Raw genomic sequence first — 20,927 nt, forward strand, 5'->3', positions numbered from 1 at the left:
CGGTTTGGCCGTAAAAGTTGCTTAGCAGTGCATAGTTTCGCGGCGGCGTTGCGCTTCCCTAGCTTGCCACGTAAATTTCTGCTTCTAACCGTTTGCCGAACCGAGTCTTTTGCCGGACGGCAAGCTCCCGGGTAAAGGCCGCAGGATAGGCCAAAGGTTCCGCCGCTGACTGCATGAACGATCGCGTTTCCAACAGCTCTGCCATGACGGAGTCCTCCGCCGTCGAGATCGAGATCGCGACGCGCAGACTCATGGCGGCGCTCGACTCGCTCGAAAGCGCGGTGGAGCGGCGGCGCGATGCCGATCGCGACGAGAACGAGCTTGCAGCACGAATCCAGGCGTTGGGCGCGGATCGCTCGCGGCTTGCCGACGAGCTCGACGGCGCACTGGTGAAGGCGCGCAAGCTCGAGCGCACCAATCGCGATATCTCCGACCGGCTGGATTCCGCAATCGTCACGATACGTTCGGTGCTCGATACCGGAGAGGACGGATGAGCCACATCAACGTCACCATCAATGGCCGGCAGTACCGAATGGCCTGCGAGGAAGGCCAGGAGGTGCGGCTCTTGAAGCTCGCTGAAAGCCTGGAAACGCGGATTCAGTCGCTGCGCGGAAAATTCGGCGAGATCGGCGACGCGCGCCTCACCGTGATGGCCGCGCTGACCGTCTGTGACGAGCTGGTCGATTCGGGCAACCGCATCCGCACCATGGAGCAGGAGCTGACCGAGCTGCGGGATTTCCGCAATGCCGCCGTCGAGCGCGCCAGGATGACGCAGACCGCCGTGGTCAACGCGCTGAATGCCGCCGCCGAACGCATCGAGAAGTCGACCCAGGTCCTGAACCGGACCGTCGGCAACGGGATCGCGATCGGCTGATTTTGGACGGCCGTGCGGTTGGGCTGGCGATTCGTCAGTATCGTTGTTACATTGCTCCGGCGAGGCTGCGACGCGCGTCAGGAGCCATATATCCCCGGGGCCTTATCGATCCTTTAGGGAACTGTCCCTGGCCGGGCCCGTGGGCCCGGACATATGGTGCCCACCTACTTTCGTAGGGAACTCCGGGATCGAGTGCTTCAACGGCGTACGCGGCTTCGCACTGTTTCCTTCTGGTTCGTGTCCGTCGAATTGCGTCCCCGACACGCTTGCGGTTCAATCAAGGTCTCGGTGTCATGCCCCGGCTTGACCGGGGCATCCAGTACGCCGCGGCGTCGAGGTTCTTGCACTGGCGTTTCTGCAATATCGGTTCGGCCGTCCGAAGCGCAATTGCGTGCAAGGCGGCCGATGGCAGCAGAGCAGGGCTCTGCCTCGGGGGAAAACGCGCATGCCCAATTCGAAAGCCGAGCTCCGCGCCAAAGCCCTCGCCAAGCGCGACGCGCTCAGCGAGAAGAAGCGCGCCACGGCCGCCGCAAAGCTCGCCAAGCGCGGGCTGCCGTTCGAGCTCCTGCCCGGCAGCATCGTCTCCGGCTACTCGCCGATCCGCAGCGAGATCGACCCGATGCCGCTGCTGAAGAAGCTCGCCGAGGAGGGCGCCAGGCTGGCGCTGCCCTGCGTCACCGCGCGCGGCCAGTCGCTGATCTTCCGCATCTTCCATCCGAATGATCGCCTGATGCTCGGCCCGCTCGGCATTCCCGAGCCGTCGCCGGCAGCGGCGGAAGTCATTCCCGACATCATGCTGACGCCGCTCGCGGCGTTCGACCGCCTCGGCCATCGCATCGGCTATGGCGCGGGGCATTACGACTTCACCTTCGCGCATTTGCGCAAGACCAAGAATATCGTCGGCATCGGGCTCGCTTTTGCCGCACAGGAGATCGAGGCGGTCCCGGCACTATCGCACGACGTCGCGCTGGATTATGTGCTAACCGAATCCGACGCGTTCGATTTCCGGAGTTCTGAAGTTGCGCATTCTCTTCGTGGGTGACGTCGTCGGCCGTGCAGGACGCACGGCCGTCGCCGACTATCTGCCCGGCATGGTCAAGGACTGGTCGCTCGATTTCGTCGTCGTCAACGGCGAGAACTCGGCCGGCGGCTTCGGCATCACCGAAGCGATCTACCAGGAGTTTCTCGATGCTGGCGCCGATGCGGTGACGCTCGGCAATCATTCCTGGGACCAGCGCGAGGCGCTCGTCTTCATCGAGCGCGCCGAGCGCCTGGTGCGTCCGGCGAACTATCCGCGCGGCACGCCCGGCCGCGGCGCCGCGCTGGTCGAGACCAAGAACGGCAAGCATGCCCTCGTCGTCAACGCGCTCGGCCGCGTCTTCATGACCCCGTTCGACGATCCCTTCGCCGCGCTCGAACGCGAGCTCGGCGCCTGTCCGCTCGGCGTCGCCGCGGATGCCATCGTCGTCGACTTCCATTGCGAAGCGAGCAGCGAGAAGCAGGGCATCGGCTTCTTCTGCGACGGCCGCGCCAGCCTCGTCGTCGGCACGCACACCCACGTGCCGACCGCCGACCACCAGATCCTGTCAGGCGGCACCGCCTACATGACCGACGCCGGCATGACCGGCGATTACGACTCCATCATCGGCATGCAGAAGGAAGAGCCGCTGCGGCGGTTCACGTCGGGGATTCCGTCGGGCCGTTTCGAGCCGGCCGCGGGCGTGGCGACGCTGAGCGGTGTCGCGGTGGAAACGGACGATGCGACGGGACTCGCGCTCAAGATCGCGCCGGTGCGCATCGGCGGGCGGCTGGAGCCGGCGACGCCGCGGTTCTGGTTGAGCTGAATTCTCGAGCAGCGCTGACGGTGCACCCTCGCCCCTTGTGGGAGAGGGTGGCTCGCCGCGCCGCGGCGAGGCGGGTGAGGGGTCTCTCTCCGCGTGTGATCTCTCGCATTTGAATTCGCGGAGACAACCCCTCTGACCTACGGCGCATCATCAGCGAGTTTGCCGTGAAGGCCGTCAAGCCGATGAAACTCGTGGCCTAACCCGCTCAGTTGGCCCGATCCAAGTCGACCGGGCTTATTACCTCGGTTCGTTCGAGCACCTTGGCGGCCAAAAATCACCAGCCGATCCGCGACCAGAGGCTCACAAGCAGCACGAACAGGGCGAGCCAAAACAAGATGCCGACCATGCGGCGGGCTTGGCCGAGATAGGCGTGTCGCGTCGTTGGCGCTACGAGCACTGCGGCACACAGGATGCCGATGATGGTAACGACCAGCAAGCCAAACGAAGTCATCGCCGCCCGCTGTTAGACATGCTTGGGATGCTCGATCCCGATAGGATGAACCAGCTCGGAGCGTTGCCCAGAAAAGAGCCGGCCGCTCTTCGCGGGCGCACGGCCGAAGCGAACTGACGTTGTGGCGCGGCCAGGGCAACCACCGGACGGCTCCGAGAGTCGATCAATCCGCGCTGCGGCGAACGGCATGTTTGCACTTCTGGCATCCGTCAGCTGGAAATCGGACCCCAGCCGGGTTGGGTGGGTGGCCGGGGTCCGCATTCCAGAGTCGCTCCTAGCCTAGCGGCTCGACCGGGTGAACCGGACTACGACCCGGTCGCGGTGAATGATCCGACTGGCCAGATTGCCCGTTTGATTTAGATCAACGGCGCCGAGGTCTGATCGCAGTTATCCCCAAAATCACCCGGCGAGAGGACACACTTCATCAGAACAGCGACATTGGGAGATGGCGGCGATTGTATCAACCAGGGATCAGGAACGATTCAGGAATGGTGGATAGCGTCCAGTTGTTGGCGCAAATTCACAAGTTCTTGGCTCGAATTGCCAAGACACCATTTTCTCTTTCGCATATGGCGTCGCGGTCTCCCCGACAGGCACACGCACCTTCGTTTCAAATCAATGACTAGCCCGATCCGCGTCTTCTTCAGTTGCTTGTTTTGTGGTGCACTCCACAGTGCAATCCAGATAAAGCGGTCGGTCGCAGGAAACGGCCGTTTTGATTGCACGGAGTGCAACCACACGCTTCATCGCTGGTGGAGTGTGTACGACTTTACCGACTGGAAAGGACCGCGCGATCCGTAGCGACCCTTTGGCACGGTACCGTGGCGCTCGTTTCGACCGCTGAATCAAGGTCAAGAATCGGCAGCATCCCGCCTTCAGCCGAGTGATGGACGCGTCTTGATGACGGACCGTGTCCGTATCATCAAGCACGAGGCCGTGCCGCAATCCGGCAGCTTCGAGGTGCGCTTTGCGGCCGGCCGCGAATCCAAATACTTTTACTGGGATCACATCCGCAGCCGGCGGACGCGGCCGGAACTCTGACGCGCGAAGATGCGCTGGAGCAAGCCAAGGCGGCTCTTGCCCGCGCGGAGCGCGCCGCGGCGAGACGGGTGAGGGGTTTCTCTCCGCGTGTGAGCCTCTCGCATTTGAATTCGCGGAGACAACCCCTCATCCGGCGCCATAGCCGAAGCGTCGCTTCGGCGTTCTCAAGAACGGCGGCCGAAGGCCGCCTATGCCACCTTCTCCCGCAAGAGGAGAAGGGGCAGCGGCGCTTGCGGCGAGAGACTTACTCCGCCGTCTGCTCCCGCAGCTCCGCCACGTCCTTCGCCGTCAGCTTCGAGCCCTTGGTGCCGAACCGCGCCGTCACGTAATTCGCCACCGCCGCGATCTCGTCGTCGGTATAGGCGTTGCCGAACGCCGGCATCGACAGTGCGCCGTCGGGCGTGTGGCGCTTGGTGCCTGACAGCACGATCTGCGCGACGTTGGTGGCGGCGGGGTCGTTGACGGCCCAGGTGCCGGTCAGCGTTGCCATCGGCGACACCGGGCTCTCACCGCTCCAGCCGTGGCAGCTGGCGCAGGCGCTGGCGAACACATTCTTGCCGCGCGCGTCCGCCGTGACGCCTTCCTTGTGCGAGGCGGGCGCGACCGGCGCCGTGGTCGCAGGCAGGTCCGGCGAGGCGACCGGCGGCACGCTGCGCAAATACGCAACGATGGAGCGGATGTCCTCTGGCGCGAACTGGCTGAAGCTGTGGTCGACCGCTTCACCCATCGGACCCGATGCCGAGCCGTGGCCCGGAGCGTGGCCGAGCGACAGATACGAGATCAGATCCTGATCGCTCCAGTTGCCGAGACCCGTCGCCTTGTCCGAGGAGATGTTGAAGGCGCGCCAGCCCGCGGTGATCGCGCCGCCGAACTTCTTGCGGTTATCCAGCGCGAAGCCGAGATTGCGCGGGGTGTGACACTCACCGCAATGCGCCAGCGCTTCGGCGAGATACGCTCCGCGATTCCACTCGGGGCTCTTCGAGGCGTCAGGCGTAAAGCGCGTGTCCGGATTGAACACGGCCGACCAGATAATCATCGCTGAGCGCTGGTTGAACGGGAACGACAGCGTGTTGTCGGGCGCCTTGGCGCGGACCGCCGGCAGGCTGAACAGATAGGCCTTCACCGCCAGCACGTCCTCGTCGGTCATGAAGGTGTAGGACGTATACGGCATCGCCGGATAGAGCCGCGCGCCGTCGCGGCGTTTGCCGTGCTGGACTGCGTTGAGGAAATCCTGGTCGCTGTAATTGCCGATGCCGGTGTCCTTGTCCGGCGTGATGTTGGTCGAATAGAGCGTGCCGAACGGCAGCTTGAAGCCGAGCCCGCCGGAATAGTCCTTCTCGCCGGGCTTGGTGTGGCAGACCATGCAGTCGGCCGCCTTGGCGAGATATTCGCCGCGCTCGACCAGACTGGCCTTTTCGAGCTTGGCCGGCACGCCGGTCGGCTTGCCGGTGCGGTAATCCGCCAGCGCCACCCTGGTGCCGCCGGCGAAATCGAGCGGGCCGGGCCCGCGGATGATCCAGGTGCCGAGCCCTGCTGCGACGATTGCGATCACAACGACGCTTGTGAGGATACGCATCTTGCCGCTCATGCCTTCTTCCCCGCAGCCAGCAGTTTTCGATCGATCGGCAGGCGCCGCAGCGCCACGCCGGTTGCGGCGTAAATCGCGTTGCGCAGCGCCGGCGGTCCAGCGGTGGTGCCGGTCTCGCCGATTCCGCCGGGCGCCTCGCCGCTCTTGACGACGTGCACCTCGATCTTGGGCATCTGGTTGATCCGCAACATCCGGTAGTCATGGAAGTTGGATTGCTGGACGCGCCCCTTTTCGATCGTGATCTCGCCGTAGAGCGCAGCGGTGAGACCGAAGACCAGGCCGCCCTCGACCTGCGCCACGATCGTATCGGGATTGACGGCGATACCGGTATCCACCACCGAGGTCACACGGCGCAGATTGACCTCACCTAGCTCGTCGACCTCCGCTTCCACCACGGTGGCGATGAAACTGCCGAAGGACGGCTGCAGGCACACGCCGCGCCCGACGCGCGCGGGCAAGGGTTGACCCCAATTGGCCTTTTCTGCCGCGAGATTGAGGACAGCCAGGAAGCGCGGCTGGTTGGCCAGCATTCCACGGCGAAACTCGACCGGGTCCTTGCCCGCCTTGCGCGCCAGCTCGTCCATGAAGCATTCGGCGGCGAACACGTTGTTGTTCGGGCCGACTCCGCGCCAGAACCCCGTTGGTATCGCCGGCGGTTCGGCCCTGACATATTCGACGTGGAAGTTCGGGATGTCATAGGGCACGTCGGTGGCGCTGTCGATCGCGTCGATATCGATGCCCTTCTGGAAGGCCGGCGGCAGCCAGCGTGCGATGATCGCCGCGCCGGCGATCTTGTATTTCCAGCTGGTGATCTTGCCGCCGGACAGGGTCGCTGCGATCGTGTCGCGATAGACCGGTCGATAGACGTCGTGCTGAATGTCTTCCTCGCGGGTCCAGACCACCTTGACCGGCCCGTCGACCTGCTTGGCGATGCGAACGGCCGCGACCACCATGTCGGGCTCGAGCTTGCGGCCGAAGCCGCCGCCGAGCAGGTGCTGGTTGACGGTCACCTTCTCGACCGGGAGCCCGGCCGCCTTTGCCGCCTCCGACTGCACGCGCGCCATGATCTGGGTGCCGGTCCAGATTTCGCAGGAGTCGGCCTTGCAATGCACCGTGGCGTTCAACGGCTCCATCGTTGCGTGCGCGAGGAACGGCAGCTCGAACGAAGCTTCGATCTTTTCACCGGAGGCGAGGCCCTTGGCGATGTCGCCGGTGGATTTGGCGACCACGCCGTCCTTTGCGCTGGCAGCGCGCAAATCGTCCCAGATCGCTTTCGAATTGATCTTTCGCGTTCGGACCCTCGTTCCACGCGATATCGAGCGCGTCGAGGCCCTTCTTCGCCGCCCACATGTGATCGCCGACGACGGCGACGAGATCGTCGAGCACAACGATCTGCCGCACGCCCGGAATCTTCCTTGCGGCGCGGTCATCAACCTTGCCGACCTTGCCGCCGAACACCGGGCACTGCGCCAGCGTTGCGAACTTCATGTCCGGCACGATGGCGTCGATGCCGTAGACGGCCTTGCCGTTGACCTTCTCGGGCGTGTCGAGCCGCTTGAACGGTTGGCCGATATAGACGAAATCCTTGGGGTCCTTGAGCGGGACATCCTTGGGCGGCGTCTGGCCGCTTGCGGCGGCGGCAAGCGCGCCATAGGCGAGCCTCCGGCCGCTCGCCTTGTGGGTCACCTCACCCTTCGACGTCGTGCAACTGGCAGGATCGACGCCCCATTGCGCGGCTGCGGCCCGCACCAGCATGGCGCGTGCGCTGGCACCGGCTTCGCGCAGCGGTTTCCAGAATGCCCGGACCGATGTGGAGCCTCCGGTTGCCTGAATGATGAAAATCGGGTTGCCGTAGAGCTTCTCGTTGGCGGGCGCGTGCAGCAGTTGGACTTTCGACCAGTCCGCGTCGAGCTCTTCCGCCAGGATCATCGAGACCGCGGTGTAGATTCCCTGTCCCATCTCGACTTGCGGCATCACCAGCGTGGTCACACCTTCAGGGTCGATCCGGATGAAGGCGTTGGGTGCGAACTTGCCGTCGGTCACGTCGCGGGGCTGCACCGGCTCGTTGGCGGCGGCGCGCAGCGGCAGATGGAAGGCGAGCAGGAAGCCGCTGGCGAGGCCGCCGGTCAGAAGCGTGCGGCGGGAGAGGTTGTTGTGTGCATTCATGGCGAACCTCAGGACTGACGGCCGTTGGCGGCTTGCTTGATGGCCTCGCGGATGCGGACATAGGTGCCGCAGCGGCAGATGTTGCCGGCCATCGCGGCGTCGATGTCGGAATCGTCAGGATGGGGCGTTGCCGCCAGCAGCGCGGCCGCCGCCATGATCTGGCCGGACTGGCAGTAGCCGCACTGGATCACTTCGGCCTCTAACCAGGCCTTCTGCACCTTCGCGCCGGCCGGCGTGCTGCCGACATGCTCGATGGTGGTGACCGCGCGGTTCGCGACCGCACTCACCGGCAGCACGCAGGAGCGCACCGCCTTGCCGTCGACATGCACGGTGCAGGCGCCGCATTGCGCGATGCCGCAGCCGAACTTCGTGCCCGTCATTCCGAGGATGTCGCGCAATACCCACAGCAGGGGCATTTCAGGTGGCGCGTCGAACGATTTCGTTTCGCCGTTGATGGTGAGTGTTGTTGCCATATGCATCCCCTTGCTCGCTGGATCGCTTACGGCGATCGGGTCGGCGAATTTCCGCGCGACCATAATCATACCGGTGCGAAACGATGAAGCGCCGAAATTTCTCGCGATGCATATTTGCGCGACCGACGCGTCAGGCCATGACGTTCACGAATTCGTGCGCCGATCGCTGCAAGCGTTTTGGGCCGATTGATATGATAATCGTCATTTTCTGACGCTTTTTCGTCACATGCATTGTTGATTGCCGCGCGCGGTCGTGCGAATGCGCAAAACCATGCGATGACGAAAGTCGTGCGATTGGGAAAGTCAGGCGGCGCGTCCGTCGGGATCGATCGCAGCATTTGCTGTGCTCGCCCTCCTTGCGCAGGGCTATTGCATGTCAGAAAAACGTGGCGAACCTCGCACGCGGCCATCCTTCGAGACGCCCGCCTCCGGCGGGCCCTCAGGATGAGGACGGAATGTGTGGCGGCAATTTCGGCAGGCAAAGCTCCCACTCAGCCTCATCCTGAGGAGACCGCGAAGCGGTCGTCTCGAAGGACGAGGCGCTTGCTCAGGCCTCGCCGAGCCCATACTCGCCAAGCCCATACGCGATAGCTCCCTTGTGGGAGAGGGCGCCGACGGCGGCACACGCAGATTCACTGGAGCGAGGCGTCTGTCTCAGCATGCGCGCTATTTCGGAATAATCGTATTATATCCCTGTTTTGCCCGACGGGTCAACGGCTGCATTCCGCGCCTGAAGCGTGAGGCATTGGCGTCGGCTCGACGAGCCTCAAGCCCGGGCACCCAAGCCATTGATTTCCCTGGCACCGGCTACTGTGCATGGGGTTGTTTTTCAGGTTTTTGATTCAAGGGCCGCCGCAGCGGCCCTCAGCTTTGCCGAAAACCCATCCGGAAAGCGCCCCAGTGCTTGCCGCGAATCACGATCGGCGAGGACAGGTCCTTCATCAGCACGAACTGTCCGCCGCCCATGTCGCGGCGGTAGGTCTGGAGCAGGAACGGCTTCGTGTTGGCCGCGACCTTCTTCACCGCGCGATCGGTGAACAGGCGGCGGTTGCGGCAATTGGCATTGTTCCAGACCGGGTCCTTGCCCTGCGGCAGGCGATAGTTCGGATTATGGGTCGGTAGATATCCGCCCTTGGCCCAGGCGACGCAGAACACGATGCGGGGATCGGACTTCTGGATCGGGTCCTGGATGGCGGGCAGCACGCGATCGGTGAAGTCGACATAGGCGGTGTTGTACTGCTTCGGATCGGTGCCGGGGATTTCGCGGTAGTTCTCGTCCAAGAGCTGGTCGAGCGTGATCTCGCCGCGCCCGATGGCGGCCTCGAACTCGGCCGAGACCTGCCTGGCGGTCTCGACGACGATGCGGATCAGCGGCGCATCCGACGTCTCCACGCCGCTGTCGGCGATCAGCGCGATCAGGCCCTCGGAGGTGTCGAGCAGCTTTGCGATCCGCCGGTCGGCATTCCCAAGGTCGTGCGAAGAGAGGTCAACGCCCTTGGCAAGCTCGTTGAGCTCGCTGATGACGGTGTCGCAATGTCCCAGATTGGAGGTCGCTGCCCGCGTGACGCTGTCGATCTCGGCCTCGACCGACGCAAAGCCCTGCTGGACGCGCGAGATGATGCCGGAGATCTGCTGGGCGCCTTCGCCCGCGGTCTTGGCGCGCTGCGAGGCATCGCTGCTCTCGCCGATCAGGCCTTCGATCTGGCCGTCGAGATCGCGCACGGTGTCGGAGATCTGATGCGTGGCCTGGCGGGTGGCTTCGGCGAGGTTCTTCACCTCGCTTGCGACCACCGCAAAGCCGCGGCCGGCATTGCCGGCGCGCGCGGCTTCGATGGTGGCGTTCAGCGCCAGCAGATTGGTCTGTTTCGCGATCGCCTCGATCGAGCCGGAGACCTTCGCCACCTGCGCCAGCGCCGAGCCGACGGCGCTGAGACGCGCCTCGATCCGCTCCACGGCGGCGACGAGCTCGGAGATGTGGCTGACGGCGGTATCGACCGCGCTACGCGACTGCGCGATCTCGCCGACCGCGGCCGATGTGGTCGTCTGCACCGCCTGCGAGGCATTGGCGATGTCGTGATTGGCCGAGACCATGGTCTCGGCGGTCTTCTGGAGGTGGTGGAACCGCTCCGACTGGTTGGCGACGCGGTTGGCGACTTCCTGGACATTGCCGGCGATGTCGGCGAGCTCGACACCGAGACCGCCGATGCGGTCGGCGAGCTGGTCGATCAGCCGCTCGGCCAGCGTCCGGTTGGAGCCGGTGTCCATGACTGCAAGTTGTGCGAGGGACATTTACGGGCGTTCTCCAGGCGGAGCCGTTCATCGGCTCACCGCGGGCATTCCCATTCCAATTCCAATTCCAAGCTTAAAGGATGATTCGCGCCCGCCGTCTTGCCCGAGAGTGCACTGGAGCCTGTACTACAGTTTATAAGCGGTGCGGAATCCACCCCAGTGCCGGCCCTGCACGCGGATCGGGACGTCGATCTCGCGCATCATCACCGTATTTCCGTTGCCCATGTCGCGCGCATAGCTCTGGACTAGGTACGAGCGCTGGTTGTGCGCGGCAGCCAGCCCCGCCGGATCGTTGAAGATGCGCCGGTTGCGGCTATTGGCGGTGTTCCAGGCGACGTCGCCCCGCCGCTGCGGGTGCGAATAGATCTTGTTGTGCACCGGCAGGAAGCCGTTGCGGTCGACCATGGCGCAGAATGCCATGCGCTGGTCCTTGGTGAGGAAGGCTTCCTGGAACGGCGGCAGCGCGCGGTCGGCCCAATCAAGATATTTCGTGCGATATTGCTGCGGATTGGTCCCGGCGATCTCCGCATAGTCGGCGTCGAAGAGATCGTCGATCTTCACCTCGCCGCGCGCGACCGCCTGCTCGAAGATCGCGGTCAGCGCGTTGCCCGCTTCCATGGCGCGGGTGACGAACTCGCTATTCTCCTCGTGGATCGACCAGAGCTTGTCTTCGATCTTTTCGCCGAGCGCGGCATTGGGGCTGACGAACTGCGCGCGGGCACCGGCCCTGGATTGCTCGATGACGCGCAGGCGGCAGGCGCCGACGTCTTCGAGCGTGCCCTCGACGATCGCCTGCGGCGCAAGCCGGCCCGCCTCCGCGCTGCCGATCAGCACGCCGTCCATCGATATCTCGTAGACCGGCATCGTGCCGCGCGCGGTCTCGAATTTGAGATGGCAGGGCAGCCGCTCGGTCTTGCGGCGGTCGTCGTGCTCGCTCTGGCGCAGCAGCACCGCGCAGCGCGATTTCAGTTTCCGGGCGAAAGTGGTGACGGCCTTGCCGGCGCTGGCGACGTTCTCGCCATGGCTCTCGGCGGCCTTGGTCGCGGCATCGATCTCGGCCGCGTTCTCGCCGACCGAGATGATGAAGTCCGAGGCGCTGGCGGCATTGCCGGAGACTTCGCTGGTGGTGGCGTTCTGCTCGGCGACGGCGCCGTTGACGGTGTCGAACACCGGGCGGATCGCCTCGATCGCCTGCGAGATACGGTGCACGGCGTCGGCCGAGCCGGCGGCGTCGCGCTGCAAGGCGTCGATCTTCCGCGAAATCTCTTCCGTGGCGCCTTGCGTCTGCACCGCCAGTGCCTTGACCTCGGTCGCGACCACCGCAAAGCCCTTGCCGGCCGCGCCGGCGCGTGCGGCCTCGATGGTCGAATTGAGCGCGAGCAGCGTCGTCTGCCGCGCGATCTGCGCGATCAGATTGACGACGTTGCCGATCGCGGCGGAGGATTCGCGCAAGCGGTCCACGTTGGCGCGGGCTTCCTGCGCCGCGGTGCTGGCCTCGTCGGCGAGCTTGCCGGCGGCGCGGACCTGCGCGCCGATGCCTTGCGCGGACTGGGTGAACTTGTCTGCGGCGTGGGCGAAGGTGGACGCGGTCGACTGTGCGGCGTTGCTGCGGCCGGTCAGGGCGTCGGTGCGGTCGCGGATCGTGGCCAGCGTTGCGGCGGTCGCCTCGGCGCCGCCGGCGACCGAATTGGCGGCGCGCTCGAGCTGGCGGATCATGGCCCCGAGCTCGAGTTCCAGCAGTTCCAGGATCTCCCGGGCGGAATCACCCTCGGTGGCCGGGGGCGGGGCGGCATCGACCGGCGACTGCGAGACTTGCGGCGCTGGGGCAAGCGCAAGCGCAGGCGCATCCGGCAGACGCTTCCGAAATAATGCGAACGCCATCAGGTCAACTCTTGCCGGGAGACGGGCGGACGCTATTTTCGCAAGCCGGAATGAAATCAGGGTTAACGCTGCCTGACTTCTGGGCACGGGCCACTACGGAATTACCTTAAAGTCGTAGAGCCTCTTTCATTCCGGTGGGTTGGCGGCCTATAAGGCCGCGCTTCCCTCGCTCACTTTTGGCGCACGATTCCCTAGAGAAGATCACGCATGGCCGGACATTCCCAATTCAAGAACATCATGCACCGCAAGGGGCGGCAGGATGCGCAGAAGTCGAAACTGTTCGGCAAGCTGGCGCGGGAAATCACCGTCGCCGCCAAGCTGGGTACGCCCGACCCCGCCATGAACCCCCGCCTGCGCGCCGCCGTGATCGCCGCGCGCCAGGAGAATATGCCGAAGGACAATATCGAGCGCGCCATCAAGAAGGCGCTCGGCAGCGACGGCGAGAACTATGACGAGATCCGCTACGAGGGCTATGGCCCGGGCGGCGTCGCTGTCATCGTCGAGGCGCTGACCGACAACCGCAACCGCGCCGCCTCCGACATCCGCTCCTTCTTCACCAAGTCGGGCGGCAATCTCGGCGAAACCGGCTCGGTCTCCTTCATGTTCGACCGCACCGGCGTCATCGAATACGACCGCAGCGTCGCCGATGACGACGCCGTGCTCGATGCCGCGATCGAGGCCGGCGCCGACGACGTGGTCTCCGGGGAAGGCGGCCACGAGATCTACGCCTCGACCGAAAGCTATCGCGACGTCGCCAAGGCGCTGGAAGCCAAGTTCGGCGAGCCGCGCAAGGCCGCACTGATCTGGAAGCCGCAGAACACGGTCGCCGTCGACGACGAGACCGGCGAGAAGCTGCTCAAGCTGATGGACCTGCTCAACGAGCACGACGACGTCCAGAACGTCTACGCCAATTTCGAGGTGTCGGACGCGCTGGTCGCGAAGATGGGCGGGTAGCGGCTTCTCGTGTCCCGGACGCGCTGCAGCGTGAAACGCTGCTGCGCAGAGCCGGGACCCGTGGTGCCTCCTATGTGCCGGCGGCGATATAGGCCCCGGTTCTGCGACGCATCACTTCGTGCTGCGTCGCGCCCGGGGCACGGACTATCACTTCCCCTGTTACTTCCGTTCTGTTTCTGTTTCCCCTGCGGCGGCCAGCCGCTATCACTGGCCCATGACCGCGCTCCCGATTCGCGTCCCCGTTCGCATCATCGGCATCGACCCCGGCCTGCGCCGCACCGGCTGGGGCGTGATCGAGGCCGACGGCAACCGATTGATCTACGTTGCCTGCGGTTCGGTGGAACCGCCGGACGATTTGCCGCTGTCGAGCCGGCTGCTCGCGATCCACGAGGGGCTCGCTTCCGTCCTGTCCGATCACAAGCCGATGGAAGCGGCGGTCGAGCAGACGTTCATCAACAAGGACGGCGCCGCGACGCTGAAGCTGGGCCAGGCCCGCGGCGTCGCCATGCTGGCGCCTGCAATGTTCGGCATCTCTGTCGCCGAATACGCGCCGAACCAGGTGAAGAAGACCGTGGTCGGCGCCGGCCACGCCGACAAGCAGCAGATCGGAATGATGCTGAAGATATTACTGCCGAAGGCCGAGCCGCCGACCGCGGACGCCGCCGACGCGCTCGCCATCGCCATCACCCATGCCCATCACCGCCAGAGCACGGCGCTCAGGCTGAAGGTGGCCGGGCTATGATCGGCAAGCTCAAGGGCCTGATCGATTCCTACGGCGAGGATTTCGTCATCCTCGATGTCGGCGGCGTCGGCTACCAGGTGCATTGCTCGACGCGGACGCTGCAGCATCTGCCGTCTCCGGGCGAGGCGGCCGTGCTGTCGATCGAGACCTATGTCCGCGAGGACCAGATCAAGCTGTTCGGCTTCCGCACCGATCAGGAGCGCGAATGGTTTCGCCTGCTCCAGACCGTGCAGGGCGTCGGCGCCAAGGTCGCGCTCGCGGTGCTCGGCACGCTGGCGCCGGCTGATCTGGCCAACGCCATTGCGCTGCGCGACAAGGCCACAGTGGCGCGCACGCCCGGTGTCGGCCCCAAGGTCGCCGAGCGCATCGTCACCGAGCTGAAGGATAAGGCGCCGGCTTTCGCCAATGTCGATCCCGCCGTCGTGCATCTCGCCGGCGCCGTCGACGATCAGCGCGCGCCGCGCCCGGTTGCGGATGCGATTTCCGCGCTGGTCAATCTCGGTTACGGTCAGCCGCAGGCCGCCGCGGCCATTGCATCGGCATCGCGCAGCGCGGGTGAAGGCGCCGAAACGGCGCAGCTCATCCGCCTCGGCCTGAAGGAGCTCTCGAAGTGAGCGATCCCAAGGCCAACCGCATGGTCTCGCCCGAGCGCCGCAGCGACGATGTCGGTGACACCGCGTTGCGGCCGCAATCGCTGTCCGACTTCGTCGGCCAGCAGCAGGCGCGCAAGAATCTCTCGATCTTCATCGAAGCCGCGCGCAAGCGCGGCGAGGCGCTGGATCATGTGCTGTTCGTCGGCCCTCCCGGCCTCGGCAAGACAACGCTGGCGCAGATCGTGGCCAAGGAGCTCGGCGTCGGCTTTCGCGCCACGTCGGGTCCCGTGATCGCCAAGGCCGGCGATCTCGCCGCGCTGCTCACCAATCTCGAAGAGCGCGACGTGCTCTTCATCGACGAGATCCATCGCCTCAACCCTGCGGTTGAAGAGGTGCTCTATCCCGCGATGGAGGATTTTCAGCTCGACCTCATCATCGGCGAGGGGCCGGCGGCGCGCTCGGTGAAGATCGAGCTGTCGAAGTTCACCCTCGTCGGCGCCACCACGCGCGCGGGCCTCCTCACCAATCCCTTACGCGACCGCTTCGGCATTCCGGTGCGGCTCAACTTCTACACCATCGAGGAGCTCGAGAGCATCGTCAGCCGCGGCGCGCGCGTGCTCAATGTCGGCATGAGCGCCGATGGCGCCAACGAGATCGCGCGCCGCGCCCGCGGCACGCCGCGTATCGCCGGGCGCCTGCTCAGGCGCGTGCGCGATTTTGCCTCGGCGGCGAATGCCGACACGATCGATCGCAAGATCGCCGATCATGCACTCAGTGCGCTCGAGGTCGACGCCGCGGGCCTCGACGCCATGGACCGCCGCTACCTCTCGACCATCGCGCTCAACTATGGCGGCGGCCCGGTCGGTGTCGAGACGATGGCCGCAGCGCTCTCCGAGCCGCGCGATGCGATCGAGGACATCATCGAGCCCTATCTCATCCAGTGCGGCTATCTCCAGCGCACCCCGCGCGGCCGGCTGCTGACCTCGCACGCTTTCCGTCATCTCGACATCGCCGAGCCCTCACGCGATGCGGCGGCACAGTTCGGCCTGTTCGGCACTGATCAGGCCGACGACGACTGACTGTCACAATTGGTGAACCCGCGAGTTCCACTCCGTCACTAATGCGAACGAGCAACGATCGGGATCGCTGCTCACGCATACGGACGGGAGTGGGAATACATGGGGCAGCAAGACATGGGGCAGGAAGACATCGGGCAGACTGACGCGACGCTGCTGGAGACAATCGCGGCCGCGCCGCAACTGCGCACGCCCGACGAGACCGAGGCGTTTCTGGATCCGATGCCGCTCGGCGAGCTGGCGTCGATGTGGTGCGCGCTTCAGCGCGTCAGCCGCCGCGACCAGGTCGGCAGCCTGTGGGCGCTCAAACTCTATTTCGATCATCTGCCGCATCGCCGGCCGCAGGCCGCGCTCGATCTCGTGCTCGAGGTGCTCAGGACCGAGGCCGACAAGCCGACGGTGATGCAGCTCAACGACAAGTTCCTGCTGGCGCTGTTCTACGCGCATGGCAAGGACGTGATCGCGCGCGTCGAGCTGGAGGCAGCACACAATGACCGGCTGCGCTGGCTGCTCGGCGGCGTGCATGTCGCCGCTGACGATCCCTTGATGTCGCGCATTGTCGGGCTTGCCGACAGCGAGGCCTGGCGTGCCGACCATCTGGCCCAGCGCACGCCGCGCGAGCCGCTCGATTGCGCCGGCATGCCGATCGCCGAACTCGCGCGCGCCTGGGTCGAGCAATATTCGAAGTCCGAACGCGATCAGGATGACAATCTGTTCACGATCATGGATTTCGAGCGCGATCTGCGCGAGGACGATCCGGACAGGATGATCGACCTGATCCTGGAGATCCTGAAGATCGAGTCCAATCCGGTGCTGCTGTCGCTGCTGGCCGCAGGTCCCCTCGAAGATGTGATCAGCACCGGAACGATCGACCGTATCGAGCGCGAGGCGCGCGCCGACGCACGTTTTCGCGATCTGCTCGGCGGCGTCTGGTACTACCGCGCTCCCGACGAATTGAAGGCGCGGCTGGATGCGCTGGTCGGCGAGCGGCGCTGGTAACCTTGATGCGGAATTCTGCACGCGGCTGCAGACGGTCTGCACGAACGCACCCCAATTCCGCTCCAATCGGACAGCATCAAGAGGCCGCATCACCATCGGGCTTCCATGATCACGCGTCGTCATCTCATCCGTTCCATCGGTGCCCTGTCCGCGCTCGGTGTCTCGACCGCGGCCTATGGCGTCGGCGTCGAGCCGGTGCTGCGGCTCAACGTCACCCGCTATCATCCGACGCCGCGGCAATGGCCGGCGGATTTTCCGCTGAAGATCGCCGTGATCGCCGACATCCATGCCTGCGATCCCTGGATGTCGCTGGAGCGGATCGAGGCCATCGTCGATCGCACCAACGCGCTGAAGGCCGATATCATCGTGCTGCTCGGCGATTATGTCGCCGGCGTCCGCCGGGTCACGCGCATCATTCCGTCGAGCGAATGGGCCAAGGTCCTGGCCGGCCTCAAGGCGCCGCTCGGCGTCCATGCCGTGATGGGCAACCATGATTATTGGGACGACAAGACCGTGCAGCAGATCGGGCAGGGGCCGACGGTGGCCCATCGCGCGCTGGAGGCGGCCGGCATTCCCGTTTACGAGAACGACGCGGTGCGCCTGACCAAGGACGGTCGTCCGTTCTGGCTCGCCGGCCTCGGCGATCAGCTCGCCTATTTTCCGGCGCAACGCTATCGCCGCATGGTGCGCTTCGGCGCCGACGATCTTGCGGGTACGCTGGCGAAGATCGCCGACGACGCACCGGTCATCCTGCTCGCACACGAGCCCGACGTCGCGCTGCGCGTGCCCGGGCGGGTCGCGCTGCAACTGTCCGGCCACACCCATGGCGGCCAGATCCGCCTGCTCGGCTGGTCGCCGGCCGTGTCGCCCAAGCACGGCATCCGGCTCGCCTATGGTCACTTCCGGCTGAAATGCGACCTCATCGTGTCCGGCGGCCTCGGCTGCAGCGTCATGCCCGTGCGTTTCGGCGTGCCGCCGGAGATCGTCGAGGTGACGCTGGGACAAACGGGGCTGGTCGTGTCCTGACCATGCTTGCGCGGCCGGCCGTTTTTGCGCAAAACGGATCGGTAGTGACAAGCGAAGAGGCTCGCGACGTGACAGCTCATCTCGACGGCGAGATCCGCGACGGCCGCCATCACATGCAGGTCCGCGTCTACTACGAGGACACGGATTTCTCGGGCATCGTCTACCACGCCAATTATCTGCGCTACATGGAGCGCGGCCGGACCAATCATCTGCGGCTGATGGGAGCCGAGCAGCAGGCGCTGTTCGACCAGCCCGAGACGGAAGGCGCGGGCTTCGCCTTCGTGGTGCGCTCGATGCATCTGGATTTCCTCAAGCCCGCGCGGATGGACGACGTGCTCGACGTCGTGACCTGGCCAATCGCTGTGAAGGGCGCATCCATCATGCTGGCGCAGGAGGTGCGGCGCGGTGAGGACGTGCTGGTGAAAGCCGAAGTGCGCGTCGCCTTCATCAGCGGCGGCCGCGCGCAGCCGATCCCGAAATCGATCCGCATGCTGATGAAGGCCGATTTGATTTCGTGATCGCCCGATAAGTGATCGCCCGATTTGTAACGGCCTCTCGACTCCGTCGCCCGCGACGATAGATTTGCGGCCCCGATCAACCGATGAGGCCACCATGTCGCGCCCGCCGCTTCCGCCCTTCACCCGTGAGACCGCCGCGCAAAAGGCCCGTATGGCCGAGGACGCCTGGAATTCCCGCGACCCGGTGAAAGTGTCGCTCGCCTATACCGAGGACAGCCGCTGGCGCAATCGCTCGGAAGTGTTCCAGGGCCGCGAAGCCATCGTCGCGTTCCTCACCCGCAAATGGGAGAAGGAACAGGACTACCGCCTGATCAAGGACCTCTGGGCCTTCGACGGCAATCACATCGCAGTGCGCTTCCAGTACGAATGGCACGATGCGAGCGGGCAGTGGTATCGCTCCTACGGCAACGAGCAGTGGGAGTTCGACGAGCACGGGCTGATGAAGCGTCGCGAGGCGTCGATCAACGACATCGCGATTGCGGAGAAGGACCGCCGCTTTCACTGGGCGGCGCCGGGGCCCCGGCCGGCCGACGTGCCGGGTCTGGGAACGGATCCGTTCTGATACTTCTCGCCCCTCATGGTGAGGAGCCGCCAACGGGTCCGCGCAGCGCGCGGCCCGATGACAGGCTCCGCGGCGTCTCGAACCATGAAGGCCCCGCTGCTGCAGCTCGGGCCTCGATCCTTCGAGACGCCCGCCTTTGGCGGGCTCCTCAGGATGAGGGGATGGATTTGCGCGCCAGAAACCGCGTAATCGCCCCACCGAGCTTCGCGCTGTCCATCGGCTCCGCCAGCGACGCCCTTGCCGTTGCCACGACATCCTCCGGCGCCTTGCCGTCGCGCAGCTCGCAGCACACTTCCGCAAACTCCACGTCGAACTCGGGATGCGGCTGGACGGTCAGCGTGGCGCCGTTGGCGTAGAGCAGGCCGGCATGCGGGGTGAACTCTGACGAGAGGATCGTCAACGCATCGTTCGGCGCCTCGATCACCTGGTCCTGGTGCGAGCAGGCGATGGCGACGGCTTCGCCGTCGACGACGCCGTTCTCCGGCAGCACCTGATAGACGTGCCGGCCGATGCCCCAGCCCTTGTCGGATTTGCGCACGGTGCCGCCGAGCGCCTGCGCGATCAATTGATGTCCGAAGCAGACGCCCACCATCGGCGTCTTGTTGGCGTAGGCGGTGCGCACGAAATCTTCCAGCGGCGCGATCCAGTCGAGCCCGTCATAGACGCCGGCGGCAGCACCCGTGATCAGCACGGCTTCAAGCTTGCCCGGATCGGGCAGCGCATCGCCATTGGGGATGCTGACCACGTCGACCGTGGCGGTCGGGTCCTCGGCGCGGACCATGCGTTCGAACATGTCCGGGAACGAGCCATGCTGCTCGCGGTACTTTTGCGGGACCTGTCCGGTCTCGATGATGGTGATGCGTGCCATGTGCCCCCCAAGGTCAAAAGGTTGCGAAGCTCAGTCGCTTTCTGCCCCATGTTGCTGGTGTGGCGCTGTGGGCTCCAGCAACCCGCTCTCCTTGCGGACCTCGTTGAGGAAGGCCTTGGCGAGGCGCGACAACGGCTCGGCTTCCGACCATAGCATATAGGCGACCGCGTGCGTCGTCGGCGTGAACGGCCGCACGACGAGCCCGCTGCCGCCGTTCTGCCGCGGCGAGAACGGATCGACCACCGCGGCGCCGACGCCGGCGGCTGCGAGCACGCAGGCCGTGTTGCAGTAGCGCACCTCGACGGTCGGCCGGAACGGCGCGCCGGCCCGCGCAAAACTGTCGCGCACGGCCTCGCCGAGCCGCGTGCCGCGTTCGAGCCCGATGAAGGGCATGCCGGAGAGATCGGCGGCCGAGATCACCGGCTTGCCTGCGAGCGGATGCTGCGGCGGCAGGACGCAGACCATCTCGCCGGTATGCACCACTTCATGCGCGATGCCGGGATGATGCGTCAGCCCGAGCGCGAAGCCGAGCTCGGCGACGCGGCTGAGCACGCCTTCGATGATCCCCTCGTAGCGCCGCACGTCGAAGAAGACGCGCGTCTCCGGGCGGCGGCGCAGGAAGCCTGACAGTGCGGACGGGATGATGCTGTAGGCGAGCGGCGGTGTCGCCACGATCGCAAGATGCCCGGAGCGGTTCTCGCGCAGATCGCGCACGCGGCTCTCGAGCTTTGCGTGCAGCGCGAAAATGGCTTCGCTCTCCTTGTAGAGCGCCATCGCTTCGGCGGTCGGAAACAGCCGGTTGTTGACGCGCTCGAACAGCGCAAAGCCCGCCTGCGCCTCCATCGTCTTCAGCGCATTGCTGACCGCGGGCTGCGACAGCGCCAGCTCGTCCGCCGCCGCCACCGTGGTGCGATGGCGGATGACGGCACGCAGGATCTCGAGCTGACGCAGGTTCATATCACTGCCGATTATACTCTGGGCC

General features: G+C 65.4%; 22 protein-coding genes, 1 other RNA gene and 1 pseudogene. 14 read left to right on the forward strand and 10 right to left on the reverse strand.

Features of this window, described 5'->3' with window-relative positions; genetic code table 11:
* Positions 1 to 58: 58 nt before the first annotated feature.
* Positions 59 to 205 (reverse strand): hypothetical protein, encoded by a 147-nt coding sequence (locus VGR99_RS21355; protein ID WP_326901111.1) that lies wholly within the window; start codon positions 203 to 205, stop codon positions 59 to 61.
* On the opposite strand from VGR99_RS21355, the gene VGR99_RS21360 reads away from it, so the two are divergent.
* From VGR99_RS21360 to VGR99_RS21380, 5 genes are all read left to right on the forward strand, one after another.
* Entirely contained in the window at positions 174 to 494 is a 321-nt protein-coding gene (locus tag VGR99_RS21360) for a DUF4164 domain-containing protein (protein WP_414645148.1), read from the forward strand. The two genes, VGR99_RS21355 and VGR99_RS21360, sit on opposite strands and share 32 nt — an antisense overlap.
* A complete protein-coding gene (locus tag VGR99_RS21365) occupies positions 491 to 874 on the forward strand; it encodes a cell division protein ZapA (protein ID WP_211382142.1) in 384 nt (127 codons plus the stop codon). The genes VGR99_RS21360 and VGR99_RS21365 overlap by 4 nt, the downstream gene beginning before the upstream one ends.
* A 59-nt stretch (positions 875 to 933) precedes the next feature.
* Positions 934 to 1,094: non-coding RNA, 6S RNA (gene ssrS, locus VGR99_RS21370), on the forward strand.
* Positions 1,095 to 1,319: 225 nt separating this feature from the next.
* The gene (locus VGR99_RS21375; RefSeq protein WP_326901118.1) at positions 1,320 to 1,916 is read left to right on the forward strand and encodes a 5-formyltetrahydrofolate cyclo-ligase; all 597 of its coding nucleotides are present in this window, start codon (positions 1,320 to 1,322) and stop codon (positions 1,914 to 1,916) included.
* Positions 1,894 to 2,718, forward strand: a complete 825-nt coding sequence (locus VGR99_RS21380; protein WP_326901119.1) for a TIGR00282 family metallophosphoesterase — start codon at positions 1,894 to 1,896, stop codon at positions 2,716 to 2,718. Before VGR99_RS21375 ends, VGR99_RS21380 begins: the two co-directional genes overlap by 23 nt.
* Positions 2,719 to 2,992: 274 nt before the next feature.
* Here VGR99_RS21380 and VGR99_RS21385 read toward each other — a convergent pair whose 3' ends face one another.
* Positions 2,993 to 3,169 carry a hypothetical protein gene (locus tag VGR99_RS21385; protein WP_326901120.1) on the reverse strand — a complete coding sequence of 59 codons (177 nt, stop codon included), beginning with the start codon at positions 3,167 to 3,169 and terminating at the stop codon, positions 2,993 to 2,995.
* Positions 3,170 to 4,069: 900 nt separating this feature from the next.
* Here VGR99_RS21385 and VGR99_RS21390 point away from each other — a divergent pair.
* On the forward strand, positions 4,070 to 4,210 hold the full coding sequence (locus tag VGR99_RS21390) for a hypothetical protein (protein ID WP_326901121.1): 141 nt from the start codon (positions 4,070 to 4,072) through the stop codon (positions 4,208 to 4,210).
* 244 nt (positions 4,211 to 4,454) lie between these two features.
* On the opposite strand, the gene VGR99_RS21395 is transcribed toward VGR99_RS21390, so the two are convergent.
* The 6 genes and pseudogenes from VGR99_RS21395 to VGR99_RS21420 all read right to left on the reverse strand — a co-directional run bounded on the left by VGR99_RS21395 (position 4,455) and on the right by VGR99_RS21420 (position 12,607).
* The gene (locus tag VGR99_RS21395) at positions 4,455 to 5,798 is read right to left on the reverse strand and encodes a cytochrome c (protein ID WP_326901123.1); all 1,344 of its coding nucleotides are present in this window, start codon (positions 5,796 to 5,798) and stop codon (positions 4,455 to 4,457) included.
* Positions 5,795 to 7,964 (reverse strand): annotated as a pseudogene (locus VGR99_RS21400) (molybdopterin cofactor-binding domain-containing protein). The gene VGR99_RS21395 and the pseudogene VGR99_RS21400 overlap by 4 nt, the downstream one beginning before the upstream one ends.
* A gap of 8 nt (positions 7,965 to 7,972) precedes the next feature.
* Positions 7,973 to 8,437 (reverse strand): (2Fe-2S)-binding protein, encoded by a 465-nt coding sequence (locus VGR99_RS21405; protein WP_326901125.1) that lies wholly within the window; start codon positions 8,435 to 8,437, stop codon positions 7,973 to 7,975.
* A 65-nt stretch (positions 8,438 to 8,502) separates the two neighbouring features.
* Positions 8,503 to 8,775 carry a hypothetical protein gene (locus VGR99_RS21410; RefSeq protein ID WP_326901127.1) on the reverse strand — a complete coding sequence of 91 codons (273 nt, stop codon included), beginning with the start codon at positions 8,773 to 8,775 and terminating at the stop codon, positions 8,503 to 8,505.
* Between the two features lie 526 nt (positions 8,776 to 9,301).
* Entirely contained in the window at positions 9,302 to 10,726 is a 1,425-nt protein-coding gene (locus VGR99_RS21415; RefSeq protein ID WP_326901128.1) for a methyl-accepting chemotaxis protein, read from the reverse strand.
* A gap of 126 nt (positions 10,727 to 10,852) precedes the next feature.
* Positions 10,853 to 12,607 (reverse strand): methyl-accepting chemotaxis protein, encoded by a 1,755-nt coding sequence (locus tag VGR99_RS21420; RefSeq protein WP_326901131.1) that lies wholly within the window; start codon positions 12,605 to 12,607, stop codon positions 10,853 to 10,855.
* Positions 12,608 to 12,814: 207 nt separating this feature from the next.
* Here VGR99_RS21420 and VGR99_RS21425 point away from each other — a divergent pair, with 207 nt between their 5' ends.
* The 8 genes from VGR99_RS21425 (at position 12,815) to VGR99_RS21460 (ending at position 19,077) form a co-directional block, all read left to right on the forward strand.
* A complete protein-coding gene (locus VGR99_RS21425; protein ID WP_326901132.1) occupies positions 12,815 to 13,561 on the forward strand; it encodes a YebC/PmpR family DNA-binding transcriptional regulator in 747 nt (248 codons plus the stop codon).
* A 214-nt stretch (positions 13,562 to 13,775) separates the two neighbouring features.
* Positions 13,776 to 14,303, forward strand: coding sequence for a crossover junction endodeoxyribonuclease RuvC (gene ruvC / locus VGR99_RS21430; RefSeq protein ID WP_326901133.1), 528 nt, complete (start codon positions 13,776 to 13,778; stop codon positions 14,301 to 14,303).
* Entirely contained in the window at positions 14,300 to 14,917 is a 618-nt protein-coding gene (gene ruvA / locus VGR99_RS21435) for a Holliday junction branch migration protein RuvA (protein ID WP_326901134.1), read from the forward strand. Before ruvC ends, ruvA begins: the two co-directional genes overlap by 4 nt.
* On the forward strand, positions 14,914 to 15,975 hold the full coding sequence (gene ruvB / locus VGR99_RS21440; protein WP_326901136.1) for a Holliday junction branch migration DNA helicase RuvB: 1,062 nt from the start codon (positions 14,914 to 14,916) through the stop codon (positions 15,973 to 15,975). Before ruvA ends, ruvB begins: the two co-directional genes overlap by 4 nt.
* Positions 15,976 to 16,074: 99 nt before the next feature.
* Positions 16,075 to 16,971 carry a DUF6869 domain-containing protein gene (locus VGR99_RS21445; protein ID WP_326901138.1) on the forward strand — a complete coding sequence of 299 codons (897 nt, stop codon included), beginning with the start codon at positions 16,075 to 16,077 and terminating at the stop codon, positions 16,969 to 16,971.
* Positions 16,972 to 17,076: 105 nt separating this feature from the next.
* On the forward strand, positions 17,077 to 17,997 hold the full coding sequence (locus tag VGR99_RS21450) for a metallophosphoesterase (RefSeq protein ID WP_326901140.1): 921 nt from the start codon (positions 17,077 to 17,079) through the stop codon (positions 17,995 to 17,997).
* A 68-nt stretch (positions 17,998 to 18,065) separates the two neighbouring features.
* Complete coding sequence (ybgC, locus tag VGR99_RS21455) at positions 18,066 to 18,515, forward strand: tol-pal system-associated acyl-CoA thioesterase (RefSeq protein WP_326901141.1); 450 nt, start codon at positions 18,066 to 18,068, stop codon at positions 18,513 to 18,515.
* A 94-nt stretch (positions 18,516 to 18,609) separates the two neighbouring features.
* On the forward strand, positions 18,610 to 19,077 hold the full coding sequence (locus tag VGR99_RS21460) for a nuclear transport factor 2 family protein (protein WP_326901143.1): 468 nt from the start codon (positions 18,610 to 18,612) through the stop codon (positions 19,075 to 19,077).
* Between the two features lie 148 nt (positions 19,078 to 19,225).
* Here VGR99_RS21460 and VGR99_RS21465 read toward each other — a convergent pair whose 3' ends face one another.
* Both VGR99_RS21465 and VGR99_RS21470 read right to left on the reverse strand, forming a co-directional pair.
* Positions 19,226 to 19,945: a type 1 glutamine amidotransferase gene (locus tag VGR99_RS21465; RefSeq protein WP_326901145.1), complete on the reverse strand. Its 720-nt coding sequence runs from the start codon at positions 19,943 to 19,945 to the stop codon at positions 19,226 to 19,228.
* A 30-nt stretch (positions 19,946 to 19,975) separates the two neighbouring features.
* Positions 19,976 to 20,902 carry a LysR family transcriptional regulator gene (locus VGR99_RS21470; protein ID WP_326901147.1) on the reverse strand — a complete coding sequence of 309 codons (927 nt, stop codon included), beginning with the start codon at positions 20,900 to 20,902 and terminating at the stop codon, positions 19,976 to 19,978.
* Positions 20,903 to 20,927: the final 25 nt, after the last annotated feature.

The organism is Bradyrhizobium sp., from assembly GCF_035935975.1.
Classification (GTDB): domain Bacteria; phylum Pseudomonadota; class Alphaproteobacteria; order Rhizobiales; family Xanthobacteraceae; genus Bradyrhizobium.

Excerpts from the sequence above, each read along its gene's own strand:
- VGR99_RS21375 (WP_326901118.1), top strand. The coding sequence starts at position 1,320 with ATGCCCAATTCGAAAGCCGAGCTCCGCGCCAAAGCCCTCGCCAAGCGC.
- VGR99_RS21405 (WP_326901125.1), bottom strand. The coding sequence starts at position 8,437 with ATGGCAACAACACTCACCATCAACGGCGAAACGAAATCGTTCGACGCG.
- VGR99_RS21450 (WP_326901140.1), top strand. The coding sequence starts at position 17,077 with ATGATCACGCGTCGTCATCTCATCCGTTCCATCGGTGCCCTGTCCGCG.
- VGR99_RS21445 (WP_326901138.1), top strand. The coding sequence starts at position 16,075 with ATGGGGCAGCAAGACATGGGGCAGGAAGACATCGGGCAGACTGACGCG.
- VGR99_RS21355 (WP_326901111.1), bottom strand. The coding sequence starts at position 205 with ATGGCAGAGCTGTTGGAAACGCGATCGTTCATGCAGTCAGCGGCGGAA.
- VGR99_RS21465 (WP_326901145.1), bottom strand. The coding sequence starts at position 19,945 with ATGGCACGCATCACCATCATCGAGACCGGACAGGTCCCGCAAAAGTAC.
- VGR99_RS21425 (WP_326901132.1), top strand. The coding sequence starts at position 12,815 with ATGGCCGGACATTCCCAATTCAAGAACATCATGCACCGCAAGGGGCGG.
- VGR99_RS21385 (WP_326901120.1), bottom strand. The coding sequence starts at position 3,169 with ATGACTTCGTTTGGCTTGCTGGTCGTTACCATCATCGGCATCCTGTGT.
- ruvA (WP_326901134.1), top strand. The coding sequence starts at position 14,300 with ATGATCGGCAAGCTCAAGGGCCTGATCGATTCCTACGGCGAGGATTTC.
- VGR99_RS21415 (WP_326901128.1), bottom strand. The coding sequence starts at position 10,726 with ATGTCCCTCGCACAACTTGCAGTCATGGACACCGGCTCCAACCGGACG.
- VGR99_RS21420 (WP_326901131.1), bottom strand. The coding sequence starts at position 12,607 with ATGGCGTTCGCATTATTTCGGAAGCGTCTGCCGGATGCGCCTGCGCTT.
- ruvC (WP_326901133.1), top strand. The coding sequence starts at position 13,776 with ATGACCGCGCTCCCGATTCGCGTCCCCGTTCGCATCATCGGCATCGAC.
- VGR99_RS21470 (WP_326901147.1), bottom strand. The coding sequence starts at position 20,902 with ATGAACCTGCGTCAGCTCGAGATCCTGCGTGCCGTCATCCGCCATCGC.
- VGR99_RS21360 (WP_414645148.1), top strand. The coding sequence starts at position 174 with ATGAACGATCGCGTTTCCAACAGCTCTGCCATGACGGAGTCCTCCGCC.
- VGR99_RS21410 (WP_326901127.1), bottom strand. The coding sequence starts at position 8,775 with ATGCTGCGATCGATCCCGACGGACGCGCCGCCTGACTTTCCCAATCGC.
- VGR99_RS21460 (WP_326901143.1), top strand. The coding sequence starts at position 18,610 with ATGTCGCGCCCGCCGCTTCCGCCCTTCACCCGTGAGACCGCCGCGCAA.
- VGR99_RS21390 (WP_326901121.1), top strand. The coding sequence starts at position 4,070 with ATGACGGACCGTGTCCGTATCATCAAGCACGAGGCCGTGCCGCAATCC.
- VGR99_RS21395 (WP_326901123.1), bottom strand. The coding sequence starts at position 5,798 with ATGAGCGGCAAGATGCGTATCCTCACAAGCGTCGTTGTGATCGCAATC.
- VGR99_RS21365 (WP_211382142.1), top strand. The coding sequence starts at position 491 with ATGAGCCACATCAACGTCACCATCAATGGCCGGCAGTACCGAATGGCC.